Genomic DNA, 21281 nt, shown 5'->3' on the forward strand with positions numbered 1-21281 from the left:
TTCAATATCATGAAGAGATCACTATTCTGCTTCTTTTTACTATATAACAGTCTGGCAGCCTTCGCACAGAAAGATTATAACATTTTAAATTACGGAGCAAAAGCTAAAGCTGGATTTAATAATGCAGCAGCTATACAAAAGGCTATTGATGCTGCCACTAAAGCTGGAAAAGGAAGGGTCATCATACCTTCAGGTAACTTTCTTACCGGGCCTGTCATATTGAAAAGCGGTGTAGAATTACATCTTGCAGATGATGCGGTGTTATTAGGAAGTCCCGATCGACTGGATTATACAGATGATAAAATGGCTGTAATTTTAGCCAGTAATGAACATGATATTACCATCACGGGAAAAGGAACAATTAACGGGCAGGGCAGGGAATTGGTGCTCAACCTGCTGCAGCTGTTAACAGATGGCAAAGTACAGGATAGCCAATGGAAACTAAAACGCCCGGGGGAAAAGAACCGCCCGCTAATACTATCCATCTCCGATTGTAAAAATGTAAAAGTGACGGACGTTACCATTAAGGATGCCTCCGGCTGGGTACAAAGTTATAATAGTTGTACCGGTGTTGTTATAGACCATATGACAGTAATCAGTATGGCTTATTGGAATAATGATGGTATTGATATTGTTGATTGTAAAGATGTAAAAATCACTAACAGCTTTTTCAATGCAGCAGATGATGGCATTTGTTTAAAATCAGAAGATGCAAATAAAAGCTGTGAGAATATTATAATAGAAAACTGCATTGTCCGCTCAAGTGCCAGCGGGTTTAAACTGGGCACCGGTTCTGTGGGCGGGTTTAAAAAGATCAGGGTAAATAACCTGACTGTCTACAACACCTACCGCTCTGCGATTGCTTTGGAAAGTGTGGACGGCGGAGTGATCGAAGATATAGATATCCGTAACGTGACAGCCAGGAATACCGGAAATGCTATTTTTATCCGTTTAGGACATCGCAATACCACAGATAAATACAGCACTATTCAACGGGTTTATATTGGGAATGTAAAGGCTGAAATACCCTCCGGTAAGCCGGATATGGGTTACCCGGTAGAAGGGCCGGCGCCAAAGGTGGCCGCACATAATCTTGTACCATCCTCTATTACTGGTTTGCCTGGGCATCCGGTGAAGGATGTAGTATTAGAGAATATTGAAATAAGTTATGGAGGAGGTGCACAGAAACAAATAGTGGAAGTTCCCTTGAATAATCTGGGTAGTGTAACAGAAAATGCCGCAGGTTACCCGGAATTTACTATGTTTGGGGAATTACCCGCCTGGGGGTTATACATCAGGCATGCGGAAGGTATCAGTCTGAAAAATGTAAGAGTATCTTATTTGCAGGACGATTTCAGGCCGGCTATCGTATCAGATGATGTGAATGGTTTAAAGATTAACGCACTCTCCATACCATCTATGATGGAACCGCCATTGATCGTATTGCGTAATACCAATGATACTGCTTTCGAAAAAATACTGCTACCTGTAAGCGCTGAGAAGGGTATATTAGTGCAACAGTAACCAAATCTTAAGCATCAGGTGTACAAACTATTTATTCTACTATTTTTTGCAGGAACGGTGGCGAATGCCCAGGATCTCACTCATTACGTTCAACCAATGGCCGGAACGGCCGCTGCTACTACTAAATCGGCATTAAAGCATGGGACAGGCGGTGAGTTGTTTGCCAATACGATCCCGGCAGTTACAATGCCTTTCGGTATGACGCAATGGACTCCGCAAACCCAGATGAGTGAAAAGAAATGTCTCCCACCTTACTATTACAGAGATACGCTATTCAATGGCATAAGAGGCTCCCACTGGCTGAGCGGTTCCTGTACACAGGACTATGGCAGTGTTACCATAATGCCGGTAACAGGTACCCTTAAAACTACTGATTATAGCGTCCGCTTTAAACATACGGATGAAAAGTCAACCCCATACGGATATCGCATCAATCTGAGGGAAGAACAGGTAGAGGTTGCTGTCACCTCAACTCCACGCTGTGGCCTTATGCAGTTCAAAATGAATAAAGCAGATAGCTTGTACCTGCTGATAACACCCAACAGTGATTATCATGAAGGCTTTATTAAAATAGATGCGGAGAAAGGGGAGATATATGGTTATAACCCTGTTCACCGTATTTACCAGGGATGGGGCAAACAGGCAGGCTTCAGCGGTTACTTTGTGATCCGCTTTGAAAAAGGGATCGATAGCAAAGGTACCTTTGCCATGAGTCAGATATTCAGCACAGATAGTATCGGTAATCAACCTGGTATAGGCGCTTATGTAGGATTTAAAATGGATAAAGGAGAACATTTCACCATCCGCATAGGTACCTCATTCACAGGGATAGAAGGCGCCAGGAAAAACCTTAGTGAAGAAGCAGAAACGATAGACTTTGTTACGGCGTTTGCTAACTGTAAAAGCGTTTGGCAAAAGACATTGAGCCAGATAAAGGTAGAGACAGATAATGAGCGGGATAAGCAAATCTTCTATACTTCTTATTACCATGCTATGCAGCAGCCACGTTTATTCAATGATGTGGATGGCCTGTATCCGATGTTCTCTTCGGATTATCAGAATTCTACGCTGACAAAAGGGAATTATTACGATGATTTCTCCATGTGGGATATATACCGGGCACAGATACCGTTATTCGAAATACTGAACCCGCCGCTTATTAATAACCTTGTACAATCACTTATTCTTAAAGGTAAACAAGGTGGCTGGATGCCCATATTCCCCTGCTGGAATAGTTATACTTCAGAGATGATAGGAGATCACCCAACTTCAGTGATCAGCTCTGCTTACCTGAAAGGGATACGTAATTATAATGTGAAGGAAGCATATGAGATATTAAGACATAACGCTTTTAATACTCCGGCCAGTAAAACGGATTATGTAGAAGGAAAGGGCAGGAGGGCGCTGGAGAGTTACCTTAAGTATCATTACATTCCGTTGGAAGATAGCGTGAAGGATGCCTTTCATAAACAGGAACAGGTAAGTCGTACACTGGAATATGCTTATGATGATTATGCGCTGGCACAGTTTGCCAAAGGGATGGAGAAAACAACCGACTATCAGCTGCTCATCACAAGGGCGGGTTATTACGCGAATGTATTTGATAAGAAAACAGGTATGGTGAGAGGCCGTCATGCAGATGGTAGCTGGATAACCCCCTACCATCCTGATGAAAGGGAAAGTTATATCACAGAGGGAACAGCAAGGCAATACACCTTTTACGTACCACATGATGTAAGTGGATTGAGCAGCTTAATGGGTGGACCCCGAAAACTGGAATCTTCACTGGATAGTTTGTTTATTAAAAAGGAATACTGGCATGGCAATGAGCCGGGACACCAGATACCTTTTATGTACAACTATACCGCAGCTCCCTGGAAAACACAGGCGCAGGTGCGTAAAATCTTATCAGAAGAATATAGCAATGGGCCGGGAGGATTAGGTGGTAATGATGATGCAGGGCAGATGTCTGCCTGGTATATGTTTGCTGCAATGGGCTTTTATCCGGTGAATCCTATAGCAGGTGAATATCTGCTGAGTTCTCCTATATTCACACATGTAACGGTTAGTTTACCGAAAGACAAAACTTTTGAGATTATTTGCCATAAGACGAGTAAAACAGCTAAATATATTCATCGGGCTAAATGGAACGGCGTATTACAGGCGGATAATTTTATTACTTACAGCAACATCATGCGTGGTGGTAAACTGGAATTATATTTACAGGATACTCCTGATAAAAAATGGGGAAGCAACCCTATCAATCAACCAAAAGGAATGACCAAATAATATGGGAATGTTTAAGTATCTGCTGCTGATTTTTTTGTGTAATACTGCTGTATCGCAGGTAAAGAAGCCATCTGTTTTTAATATTGCAGATTATGGCGCTGTCAATGATGGTCATACAGATAATGCAATTGCTATTCAAAAAGCCATTGATGCATGTAACGCTGCTGGTGGTGGAAAAGTAGTAGTTCCATCAGGAATATTTCTAACCGGACCATTTGAATTAAAATCATACATCACATTAGAAGTGGAAAACGGGGCTAAGCTATTAGCCAGTCCGGATGAACAGGTATATACCAAAAGTGCTTTCAAAGAAAACAAAGGAGAAGGTACTTTATGGATCAGCGGGCAAAACCTGGAGAACGTAACTATCTGTGGTGCGGGTACTATCGATGGTAATGGTATCTCATTTATGGGTAAGGAACTGGATGATTCCTATGAATTGAAACCATTCAATATCATTGATCCACGTCCACATTTACTAACTATCATCGGGGGTAAAAACATTCGTATCCGTGATCTCAATATCTGTAACTCTGCTTACTGGACGGTCCATTTAATAGGATGCAATGATGTGGTTATTGATAACCTTACTTTATTAAACAGTCTGAAAGTACGGAACAGTGATGGTATTGATGTTGATCACAGTAAGAATGTACGCATCAGTAACAGTTATATAGAATCAGGAGATGATTGTATTTGTCTGAAGAACCGCCGGGAGTTTGCAGAATATGGTACCTGTGAAAACATAGCAGTAAGTAACTGTACGATGACATCCCGTTCATGTGCTATTAAGATAGGATCGGAGAATATGGACAGCATACACCGTGTAGTATTTAATAACTGTATTATCACCAAAGCAAATCGTGGTATTGGTATTCAGAACAGGGATGAGGGTACAGTAACGGATGTGATTTTCTCAAACATCATTGTTGATTCACACTTATTCTCTGATGTATGGTGGGGCAAGGCAGAACCTATTTATATAACGGCATATCGCCGTGCTACAGCTAATAATAAAGATGCTGGCTGGCGTTTACCTAAAGGAGTTAAAGAAGGTAAAGTAGGCAGGGTAAGCAATATTTACTTTAACAATATACAATGTCGCAGCGAGAATGGCATTTATGTAAGTGCTGAATCAGCTGATAAAATAAGTGACATCCATTTTAACAGTATAGATGTTAATATTACTAAAACTACTACCATACCAGGTGGCAGTTACGACAGACGTCCAAGTAACGCTTCTCCTTTTGTAGAAGGCAGTACTGCTGCTTTTTACCTGGATCAGGCAACGGATATCAGCATTCACAATTGTTCGGTAAAGTGGGGTAGCAACTCACCTGTTTACTATACACATGTGCTGGAAGCCTACAAGATAGAAGGGTTGAAAATCAACCAGCTGGATGGACATTCAGCTTTCCCTGGAAAGGTAAAGGATCAGTTAATAGGGGATGTCAGGAAGGATAAATAGGCATGATAACCTGTATCCCATCTTCTCCGGCAATGATCGCCTTCGTTGCCATTCTGTAAAACAAAGAATGATCAACTACTCCCGGAATCATTTTAATATGTGTATTCAAACTGGCAAGAGCAGGTAGCTTTGTAAATGTAACATCTAACAAAAAGTTACCATTATCAGAAATCACAGCACCATCTTTCTGATTACTCATTCGCAATACCAGTAATGCATCCGGGAAATCTACAGACAGGCGCTTCAGTACAACCTGCAGCGCCTGTGGTAAGATCTCTATCACTAATGGATAATTTAATTGAGGAACAAATTTCCCTGCATCACCCAGTAAAATAAATTCATCAGCCATGGAAGCCAGTATCTTCTCTGTAGTATGAATGCCACCACCGCTCTTCAGTGCGTTTAATTCACTATCGAACTGATCACAGCCATCAAAATAAATATCTACTTTCTTCAAAGAAGAGGGTGATAACACTGTTAAGTTGTGCTCTCTCAGTAAATTAATAGTATTAAAGGATGAAGAGGTAAACTTACAATCCTTATCAATCATCTTCACCAGATGTGCAATAGTAGTACCGGCTCCTAAACCAATAATCTGGCCATTGGAAACTATCTTTGATGCTGCAATAGCAGCTTCCATTTTATAATCGGCCATATTTTATATTTTAATAAAAAGGTACGCTATTCCACCGGATAAGGTCCCTCTGCAAATATCTCAGGATGATATCCCTTGGAGCCTATCAATAATGAAAGCGGGCTGCGCAGTCCATTATCAAGTACATATCTGAAATCATAAAGAGGTTTCCAGCCAAGATCTGTGCGGGCACGTTCATTCACATATACCCTGTCCATAACGGGGAACATCAGCCAGCCTTTACTGGCATAGATAGCCTCATAGTCAGGGAAAAGTCTGCATAAAACAGCAGGCGTATCAACCCGTAAAGCTGCCATATCATTTAAGGTAAACGGGGTGGTAGCGCTGATAATATACTTACCAAAACCAATGGCCGCAGCACGTTCCGCCGCGAGTATATGTGCATTCACTACATCCTGTATCTCCACCCGCCTGGAAAGGTATTCATTCGTTTTTAAGTTCTCATCTGTATAACTATCCCGGGCTCCTTTATGATCATCTTCCTCAGGGAAAAACCTTGATGTGCGTAATACAATACATGCCAGTCCCTGGTTGCGGTGGAACAACTGGCAAAGGTCCTCAGCAGCGGCCTTGGTGACACCATAGATGTTCTTGGGAACAGGAGTCACGTCCTCAGTAATCCAGGCAGCAGGGGAGCCCGCAGGCGGAATGAGGGCATCGCCAAATACACTGGTGGTACTGGTGAAGATGAAAGACTCCACACCGGCAGCCACAGCTTCTTCCAGTAGATTAAGCGTACCGGTAATGTTCGTATCTATGAACTGCTGACGGCTATGCGTACCTACATGAGGCTTGTGCAGGGTAGCGGTATGATACACTGTTTTCACCCCTGCAAGGCAACGCTTAACAAAAGCCCTGTCGGTAATAGATCCCTGATGAGTAGTAAAGGGTGAGGCCGTAATATCCACGCCAATTACATCTCCTTTTAACGTGCGGACCAGCGCCTCTCCAAGATGGCCGGCGCTTCCTGTAACTAAAACTTTCATACTGCAAATGTAGCCGGGGTTTATTAATTTCCCGGGACATTTGTCCGGAACATGATCAGAACAAATTTACAACTGCTGCATATCATAGAAAGCCTGTCAGAAAAGACGGAAGCTATTACACTACGCAATTATAGTGTAGGGCAACGTATTATACAACAGGGGCAGGAAGGGAAAAATGTTTACATCATCAGGTCAGGCATTGCAAAATGCTTTATTACAGAAGATAATGATAAAGATTATATCCTTGAATTTTTAGGAGAAGGAGAGTTATTGGGGGAGATAGAGGCTATCAGGAAAGAGCCTGCTATCTGTAGTATAGAACCTGTTACACCTGTCAGTATCTATATAATGAGTAACATAGAGTTCATGCAGCTGTTAAAAACAAAGCCGGATTTCAATGCGATAGTCATAGCGCTTATGGCTACGCGGATATCCAATTCATCCGTAAAAAGTGCGAGGCAGCAGCTGTATACCTTATCCCAGATATTACCGCAGTTATTATCCGCACTAAACGCCCAGCAGATCACCTTTACCAAACAGGACCTGTCGGAGTATCTGGGGATATCAGTCAGAAGTCTCAACCGTTTATTGAAAACTACTTAAGAAGTGAACGCTATTAATGGTTAAATTTGTCTAAATTAAAGGCAGAACGGACTAATTACCATTAAATTATGAAACAAGTAAAAGCCTACCCCGCAGCTATCACTATCTTCGGGGCCAAAGGGGATCTGACGAAACGTAAGCTCATTCCTGCATTGTACAATCTCTTTACAGATCATCATCTCCCAGCAGCATTCAATATCTATTGTGTTGATTTTCTGGAAGTTGATGAGAATGAGTTCAGAAAAGACATGTTGGCTGGTATCAATGAATTCAGCCGTAGCGGAACAGCAGAAGAAGTGAAGTGGAATGAATTTGCCGCAAGACTATTTTATGTACAGGGGGATTTCCTCAAAAAGGAAACTTATACCGCCCTGGATGAAAGACTAAAAGCCTTCGAAAAGCAAAACGAACAGAACAGCACCCGTATCTTTTACTTCGCTACTGCTCCCCGCTTTATCGAAATTATCTCAGAGGCATTATACAAGAATAATCTTTGCAACCGCGACGGACTGGATCGTATCGTAATAGAAAAACCATTCGGTACCGATCTGGAGTCAGCCAAAAAACTCAATCGTTTCTTAGGTAAACGATTCTCAGAAAAACAGATTTACAGGATAGATCATTACCTGGGCAAAGAAGCCGTACAGAATATTATGGCCTTCCGTTTTGCCAACTATGTATTTGAGCCTTTATGGAACAGAAAATACATAGATCATATCCAGATCAGTGTAACAGAACAGGTGGGAGTAGGTAAACGTGGTGGTTACTATGATAGCAGTGGCGCTTTACGTGATATGATCCAGAATCACCTCTTACAGTTATTATGTATAGTAGGGATGGAATGCCCGAAAGCATATAAATCTGAGGTGATAAGGGATGCCAAAACGAAGGTGATGAAGAGCGTAAAGGCTTACACCACCCCGCAGGTATTTAAGAACGTAGTGCGCGGGCAATATACTGCCGGTAGCATTAACAATATGCCAAGACCCGCATACCGCAAAGAAGAGCAGGTGCAGTCCGGTTCCAATACGGAAACCTTTGTGGCGGCTAAGTTATTTATAGATAATGAACGCTGGAAAGGGGTACCTTTCTTCATGCGTACCGGTAAATCCCTGCCAGCACAGTCTTCTGTAATCGTGGTACAATTTAAGGATACTCCTCATAAGATCTTTAAAGATGATATCGTACCTAACCGTTTGATCATCAGTATACAACCGGAACTGGAAATCAGTTTGCTGTTTGAAAGTAAAGTACCTGGGTTACAGATGAAACTGAAACCGGTAGAGATGGACTTTACCTACAAGGAATCTTATACAGAAACGATCCCTGAAGCATATGAAGCCCTCTTGCTGGATGTGCTGCATGGTGATGCTACCCTGTTCATGCGTGCAGACCAGATAGAGGCTGCCTGGAAGGTGGTAATGCCTATTATAGAGGCATGGGAGAAATACCCTGAAAAAGAGCTGCATATGTATAAAGCAGGTAGTTGCGGGCCTACGGCTTCCGGTGCTTTGCTGAAACCCTTTGCAAAAGAGTGGTACGAATTACCTTTTACTAAAACGGAGAAAGCGATTCCCAATCTTAAGAGCTTATAATAATCAGAAGCCGGTTTAAAGACCGGCTTTTTTTATGGCTTATCATTTGAATTGCTAAAATAACAACGAGTTTAGCGGATTTCAGAAGAATCTCTGTAAAGCCTTAACAGGCTTGTGATCAGAGATATAATCCATATATGATCCATATATAAAGCATATATGAACCATATATAATCCATACTTCCAGAGATATGCTTTATATATAGGTTGATTTTGCTTTATAAATATATTATTTAAACTTCAGTTATCTGATTGGTACCTTTTTCCACTTCATGTTAATTTCTTTAGAGTAGCCAAATCTTAGATTATACTTACTTTTATGCGGGAAGAAATTTCAGAGGATGCTACCTGAAAAACCGGGAAAAGAGAAGTCCCGAAGAACTCGCCAGCGCTACAATTTCCGCTAAGTGGAAATTATTGATCATGTACCGTTTATCCCTTCAGGAAAATTCCTGTTATAACAGCAATTATTGCATCACATGCATACTATAAATGATGTTCATCAGCAGTTTGCTGAATATTTCGATATACCAGTGTTAAAGCCTTACGCATATCTGCTGTCTAAAAAGATCAGCGAAGGGCATATCTGTCTGCACCTGGATAAACTAACCGAATTACCGCCCTATTGCGGTGATATGGTACCAGGCAGCGGGCCTTTACAGGCTGTTACACTTGTTGCCCGTAATGGCAATGATCAGCAGCCTTTTGTACTTTACCAGGACCGCCTGTATCTGCAACGTTATTTCCGCTACGAAACAACATTCCTGAAACGTATCCACCAGTTCCTGGAAACAGAGAAGGAACAGCTACTACAACGGTTAAAAGTACTCGAAACACATAGGGAACTTGTTACCAGCCTGTTTGTTTCAGATGATCCTATAGATGAGAATACACCTACCGACTGGCAACTGGCTGCTGCCATCACCGGTGTGTTAAATAACTTCACCATTATCACAGGAGGCCCCGGTACGGGTAAAACAACCACCGTTGCCAAAATACTGGCCATCCTGTATAACATAGCGCCTTCGCTGAGAGTAGCATTGGCTGCTCCCACAGGGAAAGCCGCTGCACGTATGGCGGAAAGTTTGCGCAACACTAAATTACCGGTAGCACCTTCTTTAACAGAGAAGCTGCAAAGCCTTAGTCCGAGTACTATCCACCGCCTGCTGAAATCTAAAAAGGACAGTCCCTATTTCCATCATAACGCGGAGAACCCGCTCAACTATGATGTAGTAATAGTAGATGAATCTTCGATGATAGACATTGCGCTGTTTGCAAAACTATTAGATGCTATTGGCCCTGATACAAGATTGATTTTATTGGGAGATAAAGACCAGCTGGCATCTGTGGAAGCTGGTAGTTTGTTCGGGGACCTCTGCCAGGCTCAGGAAATACTCAACCTGTTTTCTGCGGACAGATTAACACTGATCAATTCATTCATCACGGATAAAAGGAAGAATATTCCGGATAGCCATATCAGTGAGGATCGCCACCCTTTATTCCAGCACCTGGTAGAATTGCGTCGCAGTCATCGTTTCACAGGGCATAAAGGAATAGGTAAATTCAGTAAGGCGATTATCAGGAATGATCAGGTTGCATTAAAAGAATTCCTACATGCAAATAATGATGAACAGGTAATCATTGACCCTTCTTACTCCAGGGAGCTGTTTGAACAGTTTGTATCAGGTTATGAAGCGTTTATCAAAGAGAACGATAAACAGGAAGCCTTACATAAAATGAATGGTTTACGGGTACTGTGTGCGGTGAGAGAAGGTGAACAGGGATTATACGCCATCAATAAAATGATTGAAAAATATCTGCATGATAAAAAACTGATTAAGATCAATGCTGAGTTTTACGAGAACAGGCCCATCATACTCACCCGTAACTACTATGAACATAACTTGTTCAATGGAGATACAGGTATTATCCGCCCCGATGAAAACGGGGTACTGATGGCCTGGTTCGAAGATGGTACCGGCGATTTAAGAGCAGTACTGCCTGGTTATTTAACGGAAGCAGAAACAGTATTTGCCATGACTATTCATAAAAGTCAGGGTTCTGAATTTAATAAAGTACTGGTTGTGCTGCCTGCGGTCACCAATGTAGCACTACTCACCCGCGAACTGTTGTATACAGCCGTTACCAGGGCGAGGACGATGGTATACGTACAATCATCCGAAGAAGTATTATTACAGGCCGTGGAGCATTCTGTAGAAAGAGCTTCCGGTATCGCTAATCGTTTTGTAGAAGATTGATATATCCATTATGGCATTATTTTTAAAGGTTTCGAATTCACTGGAGAGTTTGTCGCAGGGCTTATCACTAAGTCTGCACGAATCGCAGAACAGCGTATTCGAACCGCACCTGATAGTGACACAAACAGAAGGGATGAACAACTGGCTGAAGCTACAGATAGCTTCACACCTGGGTATTGCCGCCAATTGCCGTTTCCTTAAACCAAATGATCTCATTCATCAGCTGTATTACCTGCTGGGAGGACGTTATACAGAAATACTCTCCGCACAGAACCTTACCTGGCTGTTGTTTAAACTGCTGGGAGAAAGTGATTTTACTGAGAAATTTCCGGACACCGCAGATTACTATCTGAATAATCAATCTGATAAAGACCTGAAGAGAATGGGCCTTGCAAAAAAGGCGGCGGATTTGTTTGACCAGTACCAGGTGTACCGCCCGGAAATGATCCGCGAATGGAATACGAAAACATTAAAAGAAGTAGGGAAAGACGACTGGCAGGAATACCTGTGGATAAAAGCTAAAATTGTTTCTGATAATAGTCTGCCTGATAAAACAATAATCGGTCAGCATATCCTGGAAGCATTAAAGAATCCTGATCAGCGGGATGCTTTATCCAACAGGATCAAAGCGATTCATCTCTTTGGTATATCCATCATCACCGCTTATCACGTAAAGATCCTCTACGATCTTTCAGAATATGTAGACGTTTATTTTCACATCATCAATCCTTCCCCTGCTACGTTCTGGTTCGAAGACAGGAGTGAGAAACAGCTGGCTCGCTGGAGACAAAAAGGAAAAGACATTGATGCACAGGTAACGGGTAATCCACTGGTAGCAGGTTGGGGAAGAGTAGTACAGGATACTTTCGGATTATTCTTCAAACACGATGAATTTATCAATGCCTACGATGATAGTGAACTGATACCACCTGAAGCCGATACGCTGCTGCACAAGATTCAGGATGATGTGTTTAACAGCGCTACCAGTAACCGTAATAAAATCAGCGCCGCAGATCTGAGCGATGGTTCTGTTACTATCAATGCCTGTTATACCGTAGCAAGAGAAGTAGAAGTATTATACAACTACCTCGTATACCTGATCGATAAAAAGAAAGAACATCTTTCTCCGCGTGACATTGTAGTGATGGTAAGTGATATAGATGCCTATGCTCCTTATATCAAAGCAGTATTTAATAATGCTCCTTATAAATTCCGTTATACCATAGCAGATGAAAGTTATGCAGACAGTGATAACCTCTTCAATGCACTGCATGCTGTACTGCACATGAATGAAGATAATTTCAAAGCAGAAGAGGTATTACAATTACTGGATTTTTCATATATCCGGGAACGTTTTAACATCAATGATGTTCCGCTGATACGCAGAGTTGTAGATGCTGCCAATATCCGCTTTGGTATGGAAGGCGATAAAGAAGATGAAACCTTCCTGGTAAGCTGGAAATATGGGATCAAACGTATTATGTATGGTATCTGTATGAGTGGGGGAGAAGAGTATGGAGAAGGAGAGAACAGCTTCTTCCCGCTGGATATCCTGGAAGGTAGTACCGGCCAGGAAGTAATCCGTTTCTGTCATTTTGTGCAGATGCTGATGCAGGTAGTGGAAGAGCAAAAGCGTGAACGCTCCATCACAGAATGGGTGACCTATATAGAAAGTGTACTGCATAACATGGTATACGAGCCGGAAGAAGATACAGACGAAGATTATAATACGCTGATGCAGCAGTTGTCTGATTACAACCTGCTCAATGAATATATGAGTGATACCGTGGGCTTTGATGTATTCGGACATAGCTTCCTGGAAACACTTACAGGGAATACACGTTCCGGCCTGTTCGTAAACGGGGGCATTACTTTTTGTTCTCTCATCCCCATGCGTAGTATTCCGTTTAAGGTAGTAGCTATGCTGGGACTGAATTACGATAAATTCCCGCGTAGGGAACATACCACAGGGTTCAACCTGATGGAAAGGGATAAACAAAGAGGAGATAGAAATGTAAAGGAGAATGATAAACACCTTTTCCTGGAAACGATCCTGTCTGCCAGGGAATACCTGTACATCAGTTATGTGGGTCAGAGCGCCAAGGATAATACCGGTATACCACCATCAGCACTGGTAGATGAACTGATAGATTATATAGAATCCGGTACAGATGATCCTGAAAGTGTGCGGCAGAAGTTAGTGACGTTACATCCTTTGCAGGGATTCAGTATGAAATACAGCAAGGGCAATGCGCACCTGTATAACTATCTGAATACTTCTATCGCCGAAAGAAAGAAGGTAACGCAAAAAGAAAAAGTGGTAGAACCTTTTGGATTTGAAGAAATAGTACTGGATGATCTGCCCCGTTTTTTCAGAAACCCTTTTAAAACATATTACAACAAGGTATTGGGGATTTATTACAATGATGCCCAGGTACTCTTAAGAGACACTGAGATCTTCGATCTTAACAGCCTGCAGCAATGGGCATTGAAAAACCGTCTGCTGCCCATGAACCCCGAAGATATCAGGGATCTAAAAACAAAGCTGCTTAAAACGGGTAGTCTGCCCCTGAAAAACATGGCAGACGTATCGCTGACCCTGGTAGAAGAAATGATAGAACCCGTGCGGGACCTTTACGAAAGTGTGGTACAAGGTGCTGAAGAACAGATCGTTCCCATAGAATTGACAATAGATGGTAGTGTGATAAAGGGAGTGATCGGTTCCGTGTTTAATGATAAGCTCGTACAGATCTCCTGGTCAAAATCAGAAACAAAATACCTGATAGAGGCGTATATTCGTTATCTGGCAGGCGTAGCCGCCGGGGTTGTGAAAGGAATGTTCTTTATCTCCGCAAGCAAAAAGGAAGCTGTTTTTGAAGCGAAGCCACTGACACAGGCTACTGCTACAGAACGGCTCACACAGATCGTTAAAACATATAAAGCCGGGATGGAAAGGATCGCACCTTTTTACCCCGACTTTGATATCACTCCGGCTAAAGTGGCGGAGCTGGATTTTGAGAAGTTTACCAAAACAGTTGAAGGTAAGCTCACAGCAAAACCAGACCCATACATCACACTGGAATATAAAAATGGGTTCTTTGCCCATGAATCTGTGCTGGAATCATACAAAGCTATTTGTGAATTGGTGATAGTGCCACTGGAAGAATTACTGCCAGGTTATTACGACTAAAAAGAATCAATGACGGAAAAGAATCAATACCGCGAGTTTAATGCTGCTACGGTGGAACTGCAAAGCAGTAACCTCATCGAAGCCAGCGCCGGTACAGGTAAAACTTATTCCATCGCCATTCTTTTACTACGGCTGATACTGGAAAAGAAGTTGTCTGTAAAGGAAATTCTGATGGTGACTTTTACCAAAGCTGCCGTAGCGGAATTACAGGAACGTATCCGTCTCTTTATCCGCAATGCGTATAAAGCCAGTATAGGGAAAGATATCAAAGATGATAATATTAAAAAACTGGTACAGCAGGCTATTGATAATAGTGATAAAGCAACCGTACGTCAGCAACTGAAAGATGCGGTATTATTGTTGGATGAAGCTTCTGTATTAACGATTCATAGCTTTTGCCAGCAGACCCTTAACGAGTTTGCTTTTGAAACCAATCAGCTGTTTGGTGCGGAAATGATCCAGGATGTAAAACCCCTGGTATTGGAAGAAGTACAGAAATTCTGGAGAAAACATGTTACTACCATTCATACAAAGCTCCTGAAGAAACTCTGGGAACAAGGTTTACGCATGGAGAAAATGAGTGAGGCGCTGGACGTTCATTTAAGTGGTAAGAAATACCTGGGCTACGATGAGAATAGCACCTATACCATGACGGCCGCTGAGCAGGCGAAATGGGAACAGGAGCTGGATGTTTTGCAGCAGCAGGAAACAGAGATGAAGGCTGCTCTTGTACAGTATGTAACAGACAACACCGCTGAAATTACGGCGTATAGCCAGAAGAATAAACACGCCCTTACAAAGGCGGTTCCATTATTGCCTACACCGCAGAAGTTCATCAATTTTATATCCGAAAAAAGAGATACGAAATTTGTTGCTGATGTGTATAAAGATCTCTTAGGCAGATTAGATGAAATAGAACAGGTAGCAGAAGAAAGCAGGAAGGTAACAGAAGTTGTTAATCGTCGGCTGCATTGTCTTGCTATAAAAGAAGTCTCTGCCGGTGTAAAAGAATTTAAAAAGCGTAATAACCTGCTGAGTTACGACGATATGATCGTGAACCTGCATGCAGCATTGGTAAAAAAAGACAATCCGGCACTGTCTGCCGCTTTACAGAATAAATACAAAGCTGTTTTCGTGGATGAGTTCCAGGATACAGACCGCTTACAATACGAGATCTTTGAGAAAGCCTTTGGTGAAAGCACTATCCTGTTTTACATCGGCGATCCTAAACAGAGTATTTACGCCTGGCGTAAAGCAGATATCTTCACTTACTTCAAGGCAAGAAAAAAAGTAGAACATGTATATAGCATGAATAAGAACTACCGTTCTTCTTCTTCCTTCATCGGTGCTATGAACAGGTTCTTCCTGCCCAGTGAGGGCTTCGATACTTTTCACTTTGGCGGAGAGCAGAATGCCATTGATTATATTCATGTAGAAAGTCCGGAGAGTAATAACAAAGGATTTCTTTTTAAGGATAATGAGGCAGATGTACCTATCTCTATCTTCCAGTTTTCCAATAACAAAAACCTGAGTAAAGGCATTGCTTTACAGATAGCAGATCTCTTACAAAACAAAACTTACAGTATTGGAGAGAAAGCCGGACAAAGAAAGGTTTCTCCTTCCGATATTGGTATCCTGGTGCGTACAGGGCAACAGGGTAGGGAAGTAAAAGCCCAGTTATCATTATTAGGTATTCCTGCTGTGACGATTGATGATTCCAAAGTATTACAATCAGAACAGGCCAGGCAATTGTTGTACCTCATGGAAGCAATGGCCGCTCCTGATCGTTCTTCTATCAACCGTGCCATGCTTTCTTCCTTAACAGGATTGAACATGGAATCCATCCTGATACTGGATGATGAAGCAACCTTACAACTCTTTACCAATTATAAGAACCGCTGGCAGAAAGACGGGATCTATACTGCACTGATGGACTTCGTTGCTGACTTTGGCATCAGGAATGTTTTATCACAGGCGCATACAGAAAACGGAGAGCGTATCATCTCCAACTTCTTTCAGCTGATAGAACTGGTACACCAGGTACAGAGCCGGAAGAACTTCTCTATGGCAGAACTTATTTCCTGGGTAAAGCGTGGTATTGATGGTATGGCTACAGAAGGAGATGAATATGAGCAACGTGTGGAGAGTGATGAAGAGGCGGTAAAGATTGTGACCATCCATAAAAGCAAAGGACTGGAATATAATATCGTGATGGCGCCTTATCTCGACTTCGTCGAGAATACGGCAATAGAGTTCATCAGCTTCCGTGATCCCGATACCGGTGATTACCTGGGTGCTGAAAGAATACGCCTATCTGAAGAACAACTGGTGGTGCAGCGGCAACAAACGGAACAGGAGAACCGCCGTTTATTATACGTAGCTATCACCCGTGCAGTATATAAATGTTATATCTTCAAAAATACGTCCGGTTATAACAAAGCGTCTACGCTCTCTACTTTCTTAGGAGCGATGAACACCACAGAACCAGGATTGATAAAGATAGAAGAGGAACCACCTGTAATTGCACCGGAAGGATATAAGAGGGAGAAGATCCCTGCGATGGTCGCGCCTGCTCCTGTAAACTTCACCTTGTTACAGGCTAACTGGCGCAAGATGAGTTATACCATGCTGGCTGCAAAACACGATAAGCTGCCTTTAGGGCGTGCTACACAGCAGGAGGATGTCTATGATACCTTTATCTTCTATACGCTTAAACGCGGGGCTAAAACAGGTAATCTGCTGCATTATATCTTCGAGAACATCAGCTTCTCTGATGATACCCGCTGGGATAAAGTGTTGAATGAGGCGATCAGGCGTTTTCTGCCAGGGCAGCAGGATCAGTATTTACCTATGTTGCGGCAGTTATTACAACATGTATTTAACACTACTATACAGGTGAACGGAGATGAATTTCCTTTATCTGCTGTGGCCTGGTATAAATGTATTGCGGAGTTTGAATTTGATTTCCCTATAGGATTATTCTCTCCTGATGTATTGAATAGTTTATCGGATGCAGATATGGATATTGCGGCCAGGAGATTTAGTGAGCATGAACTGGAAGGGATTATGAACGGGAAAATGGACTTATTCTTTGAACACAGGGGAAAGTATTATATCCTTGACTGGAAATCCAACTACCTGGGGAATACATTACCGGAATATGCACCGGAAGTATTAACCGGAGCGATGAATGAAAGCAATTATCATCTGCAATATCTTATTTATACGGTAGCTGCGAAGAAATACCTGCAAACACGTTTGCCTAACTTCAATTACGAGAAACAATTTGGTGGGGTTATCTATCTTTTTGTAAGAGGAATGCGCAACGATAGTGATACCGGTATCTTTACCTGTAAACCTCCCTTATCTAAAATACGACACTTAGAAAATATTTTATCAGATCTGGATTAAGAGTTACAAACAGGGGACTCCTAGCGGAGTCGGTTTTTGTTGTTTATTATGATGTTTCTACAAACACGGGGCTCCTAGCGGAGCCTATTATGTGGAAAATATAATCTTCTACACAATAAGATCTCCATTAGAAGCCCCGTAGTATTAACAAGACATAAATCTTCTACACAATAGGCTCCGCTAGGAGCCCCGTGTTTGTAGCTCGTGTTTATAATCTCTACACAATAGACTCCGTTAGGAGTCCCCTGTTTATTACTTCTTTTTCCAAAGGTACTGCATCACCTACCATAGGCCCATTCGGAGCCAGCTCACTTCCTTCTTTCCTGGATTTAAAGATAGGCCAGAGGAACTGTGCATACCACTCTTCCTGTTTGTAATGTTTGATACCATATCCGCTGGGATATTGACGGGTAATGATGCCTGTCCCGAAAATAACATCCCATAAGAAAAACATATTACCAAAGTTACCTTTGTAATGTCCTACACCATCATCATCACTATCTGCATGATGCGCATGGTGTGTGGCCGGTGTAGAAATGAATCTTTCCAATACCCATCCGATCGGCTTTAACCACTTAATTGTATAAAAAGGCTTATCCCATTTAATACTGGAATGTGCACCGGTAGTAATCAGGGCTTTTATACCTGTTACAAATAACACCGGATAACCTAACCCAAGATATACCAATGTAGTAGTTAAATAAATCTGAGAAAAGAAAATGGTATAGATGATATTCTGCCTGCTGGCCATCGCCATACCCATATAAGGAGCAGAGTGATGGGTACGGTGGAAACGCCACAACCAGGGTAACTGGTGATGTAAGCGGTGATACCAGTACTGCGTAAGGTCATCGCCTACGGCAATGATAGCAAAACCCCACCAGAAAGGAACCCATGCAAAAATATTTTTAGCATTGGGTAAAAAGACAGGGAACAGTAGTAGCCCTACGTAAGCAATAAATGGTCTTACCACAACTTTAGGAACAACAAAACAAACGATATCCAGTATGCGTTCGTTCTTGGTCCATTGATTTTCATACAGGCCGAATGCAAATTCTGCGATGCCTATCAACAGCATGATTACCGGTAATCCCCAGGTATTGAGATGCGTGAAAATCTGTTCAATATACTGTATCATACAATCGGGTTTAAGCGTTTTTATTTACGGTTGTAGTAGCGGTTTTTTTCCAGGGCCGCTGTCCTGTTATTTTAAAAGATAACAGCATTAATATTACAGGCAGTGCATATAATACTAAACTGATCAGGACATCCCTGATAATCTTTTGTTGAGTGACTTTATCTGTTTTCATACAAAAGGTTTTTATTGTAAAAAGAATTTTTCAACCAGCCATAATGCTCCGCCGATAATAAATAGCGGAACAAGGAAAATGATAATGCCGAGTATAATTTTTCTTATCAGCAATAGAATATCCTGTAGTACCATGATCAGATTATTTAGATCTTAGGAGAAATGATTTCCTGGAATTGATGGTCCGTGCTTTAAATAAATCTTCCCAGTCTATGAAAGGATAGATGTTATATTTCTTCGCATCCTCCTCAAATAGTTGTTTTAATTCTGCCAGTTTTTCCGGGTATTTCTTCGCCAGGTTTACACGTTCGTTAAAGTCTTCATTCAGGTTATATAATTCCCATTCGTCTTTATCGAAATCTCTTGTAATAGCTGGTCTGGTAGAGTCTGCGTAATCATTCAGATCAAAATAATCCGGGTGATGTGCAGCGCCTGCTTTCCAGCCATCTTTATAAATGGCTCTTGAACCGAAGATATAGTAGTACTGTTGTGTATGACGGGAAGGTGCATTGGCATTATCAAAGGCATATACCAGTGAAGTACCCTGTAAGCTATCCTGTTTAATCCCTTTGATAGTTTCAGGGAAAGGAATACCAATGAATTCCAGAGTAGTAGGCAGGAGGTCGATAACATGGCCGTATTGATTACGGATACCACCTTTATCTTTAATGCCTTTAGGATAAAAAACGATTAAAGGATTGTGTGTACCACCTTCTGAGTTAGCATCCTGTTTCCAGTATTTGAAAGGAGTGTTAGCTGCCTGAGCCCAACCTATCGGATAGTTAGCATCAGAAGCTGGCGTACCTATTTCTTCCAGATGTTCTTCATTGTATTTTTCTGCCTGTGCACGGGTGAGCGTTCTATTCCTTCTTGGAGAATATTTATATTCTATTACCCCTTCCTGGGTTCCTTCTTTGCTGGCGCCATTATCACCAATCACAACAAAGATCAGGGTATTGTCCAGCTGATTGATTTCTTTCAGGTGATTTACCACTCTGCTCACCTGGTAATCTGTGTAAGTCAGGTAAGCTGCATATACCTCAAAGAAACGGGCATATAATTTCTTCTGACCGGGAGTAAGTGTATTCCATGCAGCTATCTTAGGATTACGTTCCGGCAGTTTTGCATAGGTAGGAATGATCCCCAACTTTTTCTGATTGGCAAATACTTTTTCTCTGAAGGCATCCCAGCCATCATCGAATTGTCCTTTGTAAAGGTCTCTCCATTGATCAGGTACCTGGTGAGGAGCATGTGTAGCGCCGGGTGCATAATAGAGGAAGAAAGGTTTATCAGGAGCCGCCTTTTTTTGTCTGTCTATATAACTGATGGCTTTATCTGTGATTTGTTCACTCAGGTGTCTGCCATCCGGTGTAACATGTGCATTATCTTCAACAAGAGCAGGTCTGTACTGATCTGTTTCAGAACCCAGGAACCCGAAGAAGTGTTCGAATCCCTTACCGGAAGGCCAGCGGTCGAACGGACCAGCATCTGTGCTGTCCTCATCCGGAGTGATACCATATTTACCTACCGCAAAGGTGTTGTAGCCATCTGCCTGCAGGATCTCTGCGATGGTGCCTTTACTGGAAGGGATACGTCCATCATATCCGGGGAAACCGGCAGATGAGAAGTCGTGTGCAAAACCACCCATATGCACGGAGTGCTGATTTCTTCCGGTTAACAACGCTGCACGGGTAGGTGCGCAGATGGCTGTTGTGTGGAAATTGGTGAAGCGAAGACCATTGTTAGCCAGGCTGTCGAACGTTGGCGTGGGGATGATACCACCAAAGGTACTGCTAGCGCCAAAGCCTACATCATCTATTAAAATCCAGATGACGTTAGGTGCATTTTTAGGCGGGGTAGGAGGCGCCGGCCACCATTCTTTGGATTCGGCAAAGGTCCTGCCTACTTTGCCCTGGTAAGGCTCTTGTGCATACGTGGCGATGCTGCCTGCTAATAGAATGGATATAAAAATCGAACGTTTCATTAGAGTGTT

Annotated in this window: 13 protein-coding genes; 8 read left to right on the forward strand and 5 right to left on the reverse strand. The window is 42.2% G+C overall.

Annotation, left to right across the window (positions count from 1 at the left end):
* Positions 1-9 precede the first annotated feature (9 nt).
* The 3 genes from BMW86_RS17760 to BMW86_RS17770 are packed head-to-tail and all read left to right on the forward strand — an operon-like array spanning position 10 to position 5281.
* A complete protein-coding gene (locus BMW86_RS17760; protein ID WP_089783058.1) occupies positions 10-1524 on the forward strand; it encodes a glycoside hydrolase family 28 protein in 1515 nt (504 codons plus the stop codon).
* Between the two features lie 18 nt (positions 1525-1542).
* Entirely contained in the window at positions 1543-3813 is a 2271-nt protein-coding gene (locus BMW86_RS17765; RefSeq protein WP_255372941.1) for a GH92 family glycosyl hydrolase, read from the forward strand.
* Positions 3814-3820: 7 nt separating this feature from the next.
* Positions 3821-5281 (forward strand): glycoside hydrolase family 28 protein, encoded by a 1461-nt coding sequence (locus BMW86_RS17770; RefSeq protein WP_089783718.1) that lies wholly within the window; start codon positions 3821-3823, stop codon positions 5279-5281.
* Here the strand turns inward: BMW86_RS17770 and rpiA are convergent.
* Both rpiA and BMW86_RS17780 read right to left on the reverse strand, forming a co-directional pair.
* A complete protein-coding gene (gene rpiA / locus BMW86_RS17775; RefSeq protein WP_089783060.1) occupies positions 5265-5936 on the reverse strand; it encodes a ribose 5-phosphate isomerase A in 672 nt (223 codons plus the stop codon). The two genes, BMW86_RS17770 and rpiA, sit on opposite strands and share 17 nt — an antisense overlap.
* Positions 5937-5962: 26 nt before the next feature.
* Positions 5963-6922 carry an NAD-dependent epimerase/dehydratase family protein gene (locus tag BMW86_RS17780; protein WP_089783061.1) on the reverse strand — a complete coding sequence of 320 codons (960 nt, stop codon included), beginning with the start codon at positions 6920-6922 and terminating at the stop codon, positions 5963-5965.
* Between the two features lie 51 nt (positions 6923-6973).
* On the opposite strand from BMW86_RS17780, the gene BMW86_RS17785 reads away from it, so the two are divergent.
* The 5 genes from BMW86_RS17785 (at position 6974) to recB (ending at position 17979) form a co-directional block, all read left to right on the forward strand.
* Positions 6974-7525, forward strand: coding sequence for a Crp/Fnr family transcriptional regulator (locus BMW86_RS17785; protein ID WP_089783062.1), 552 nt, complete (start codon positions 6974-6976; stop codon positions 7523-7525).
* 68 nt (positions 7526-7593) lie between these two features.
* Positions 7594-9120: a glucose-6-phosphate dehydrogenase gene (gene zwf / locus BMW86_RS17790; protein WP_089783063.1), complete on the forward strand. Its 1527-nt coding sequence runs from the start codon at positions 7594-7596 to the stop codon at positions 9118-9120.
* A gap of 479 nt (positions 9121-9599) precedes the next feature.
* The gene (recD, locus tag BMW86_RS17795; RefSeq protein ID WP_089783064.1) at positions 9600-11378 is read left to right on the forward strand and encodes an exodeoxyribonuclease V subunit alpha; all 1779 of its coding nucleotides are present in this window, start codon (positions 9600-9602) and stop codon (positions 11376-11378) included.
* Between the two features lie 10 nt (positions 11379-11388).
* On the forward strand, positions 11389-14568 hold the full coding sequence (recC, locus tag BMW86_RS17800) for an exodeoxyribonuclease V subunit gamma (protein WP_089783065.1): 3180 nt from the start codon (positions 11389-11391) through the stop codon (positions 14566-14568).
* 9 nt (positions 14569-14577) lie between these two features.
* A complete protein-coding gene (gene recB, locus BMW86_RS17805) occupies positions 14578-17979 on the forward strand; it encodes an exodeoxyribonuclease V subunit beta (protein ID WP_089783066.1) in 3402 nt (1133 codons plus the stop codon).
* A gap of 217 nt (positions 17980-18196) precedes the next feature.
* Here recB and BMW86_RS17810 read toward each other — a convergent pair whose 3' ends face one another.
* The 3 genes from BMW86_RS17810 to BMW86_RS17815 form a co-directional block, all read right to left on the reverse strand.
* Positions 18197-19117: a sterol desaturase family protein gene (locus tag BMW86_RS17810; RefSeq protein ID WP_089783067.1), complete on the reverse strand. Its 921-nt coding sequence runs from the start codon at positions 19115-19117 to the stop codon at positions 18197-18199.
* Positions 19118-19127: 10 nt separating this feature from the next.
* Positions 19128-19289, reverse strand: coding sequence for a hypothetical protein (locus BMW86_RS32860; protein WP_177189294.1), 162 nt, complete (start codon positions 19287-19289; stop codon positions 19128-19130).
* A gap of 141 nt (positions 19290-19430) precedes the next feature.
* Positions 19431-21272 carry a sulfatase-like hydrolase/transferase gene (locus BMW86_RS17815; protein WP_089783068.1) on the reverse strand — a complete coding sequence of 614 codons (1842 nt, stop codon included), beginning with the start codon at positions 21270-21272 and terminating at the stop codon, positions 19431-19433.
* Positions 21273-21281 lie beyond the last annotated feature (9 nt).

This window comes from Chitinophaga sp. YR573, from assembly GCF_900110995.1.
GTDB lineage: Bacteria > Bacteroidota > Bacteroidia > Chitinophagales > Chitinophagaceae > Chitinophaga.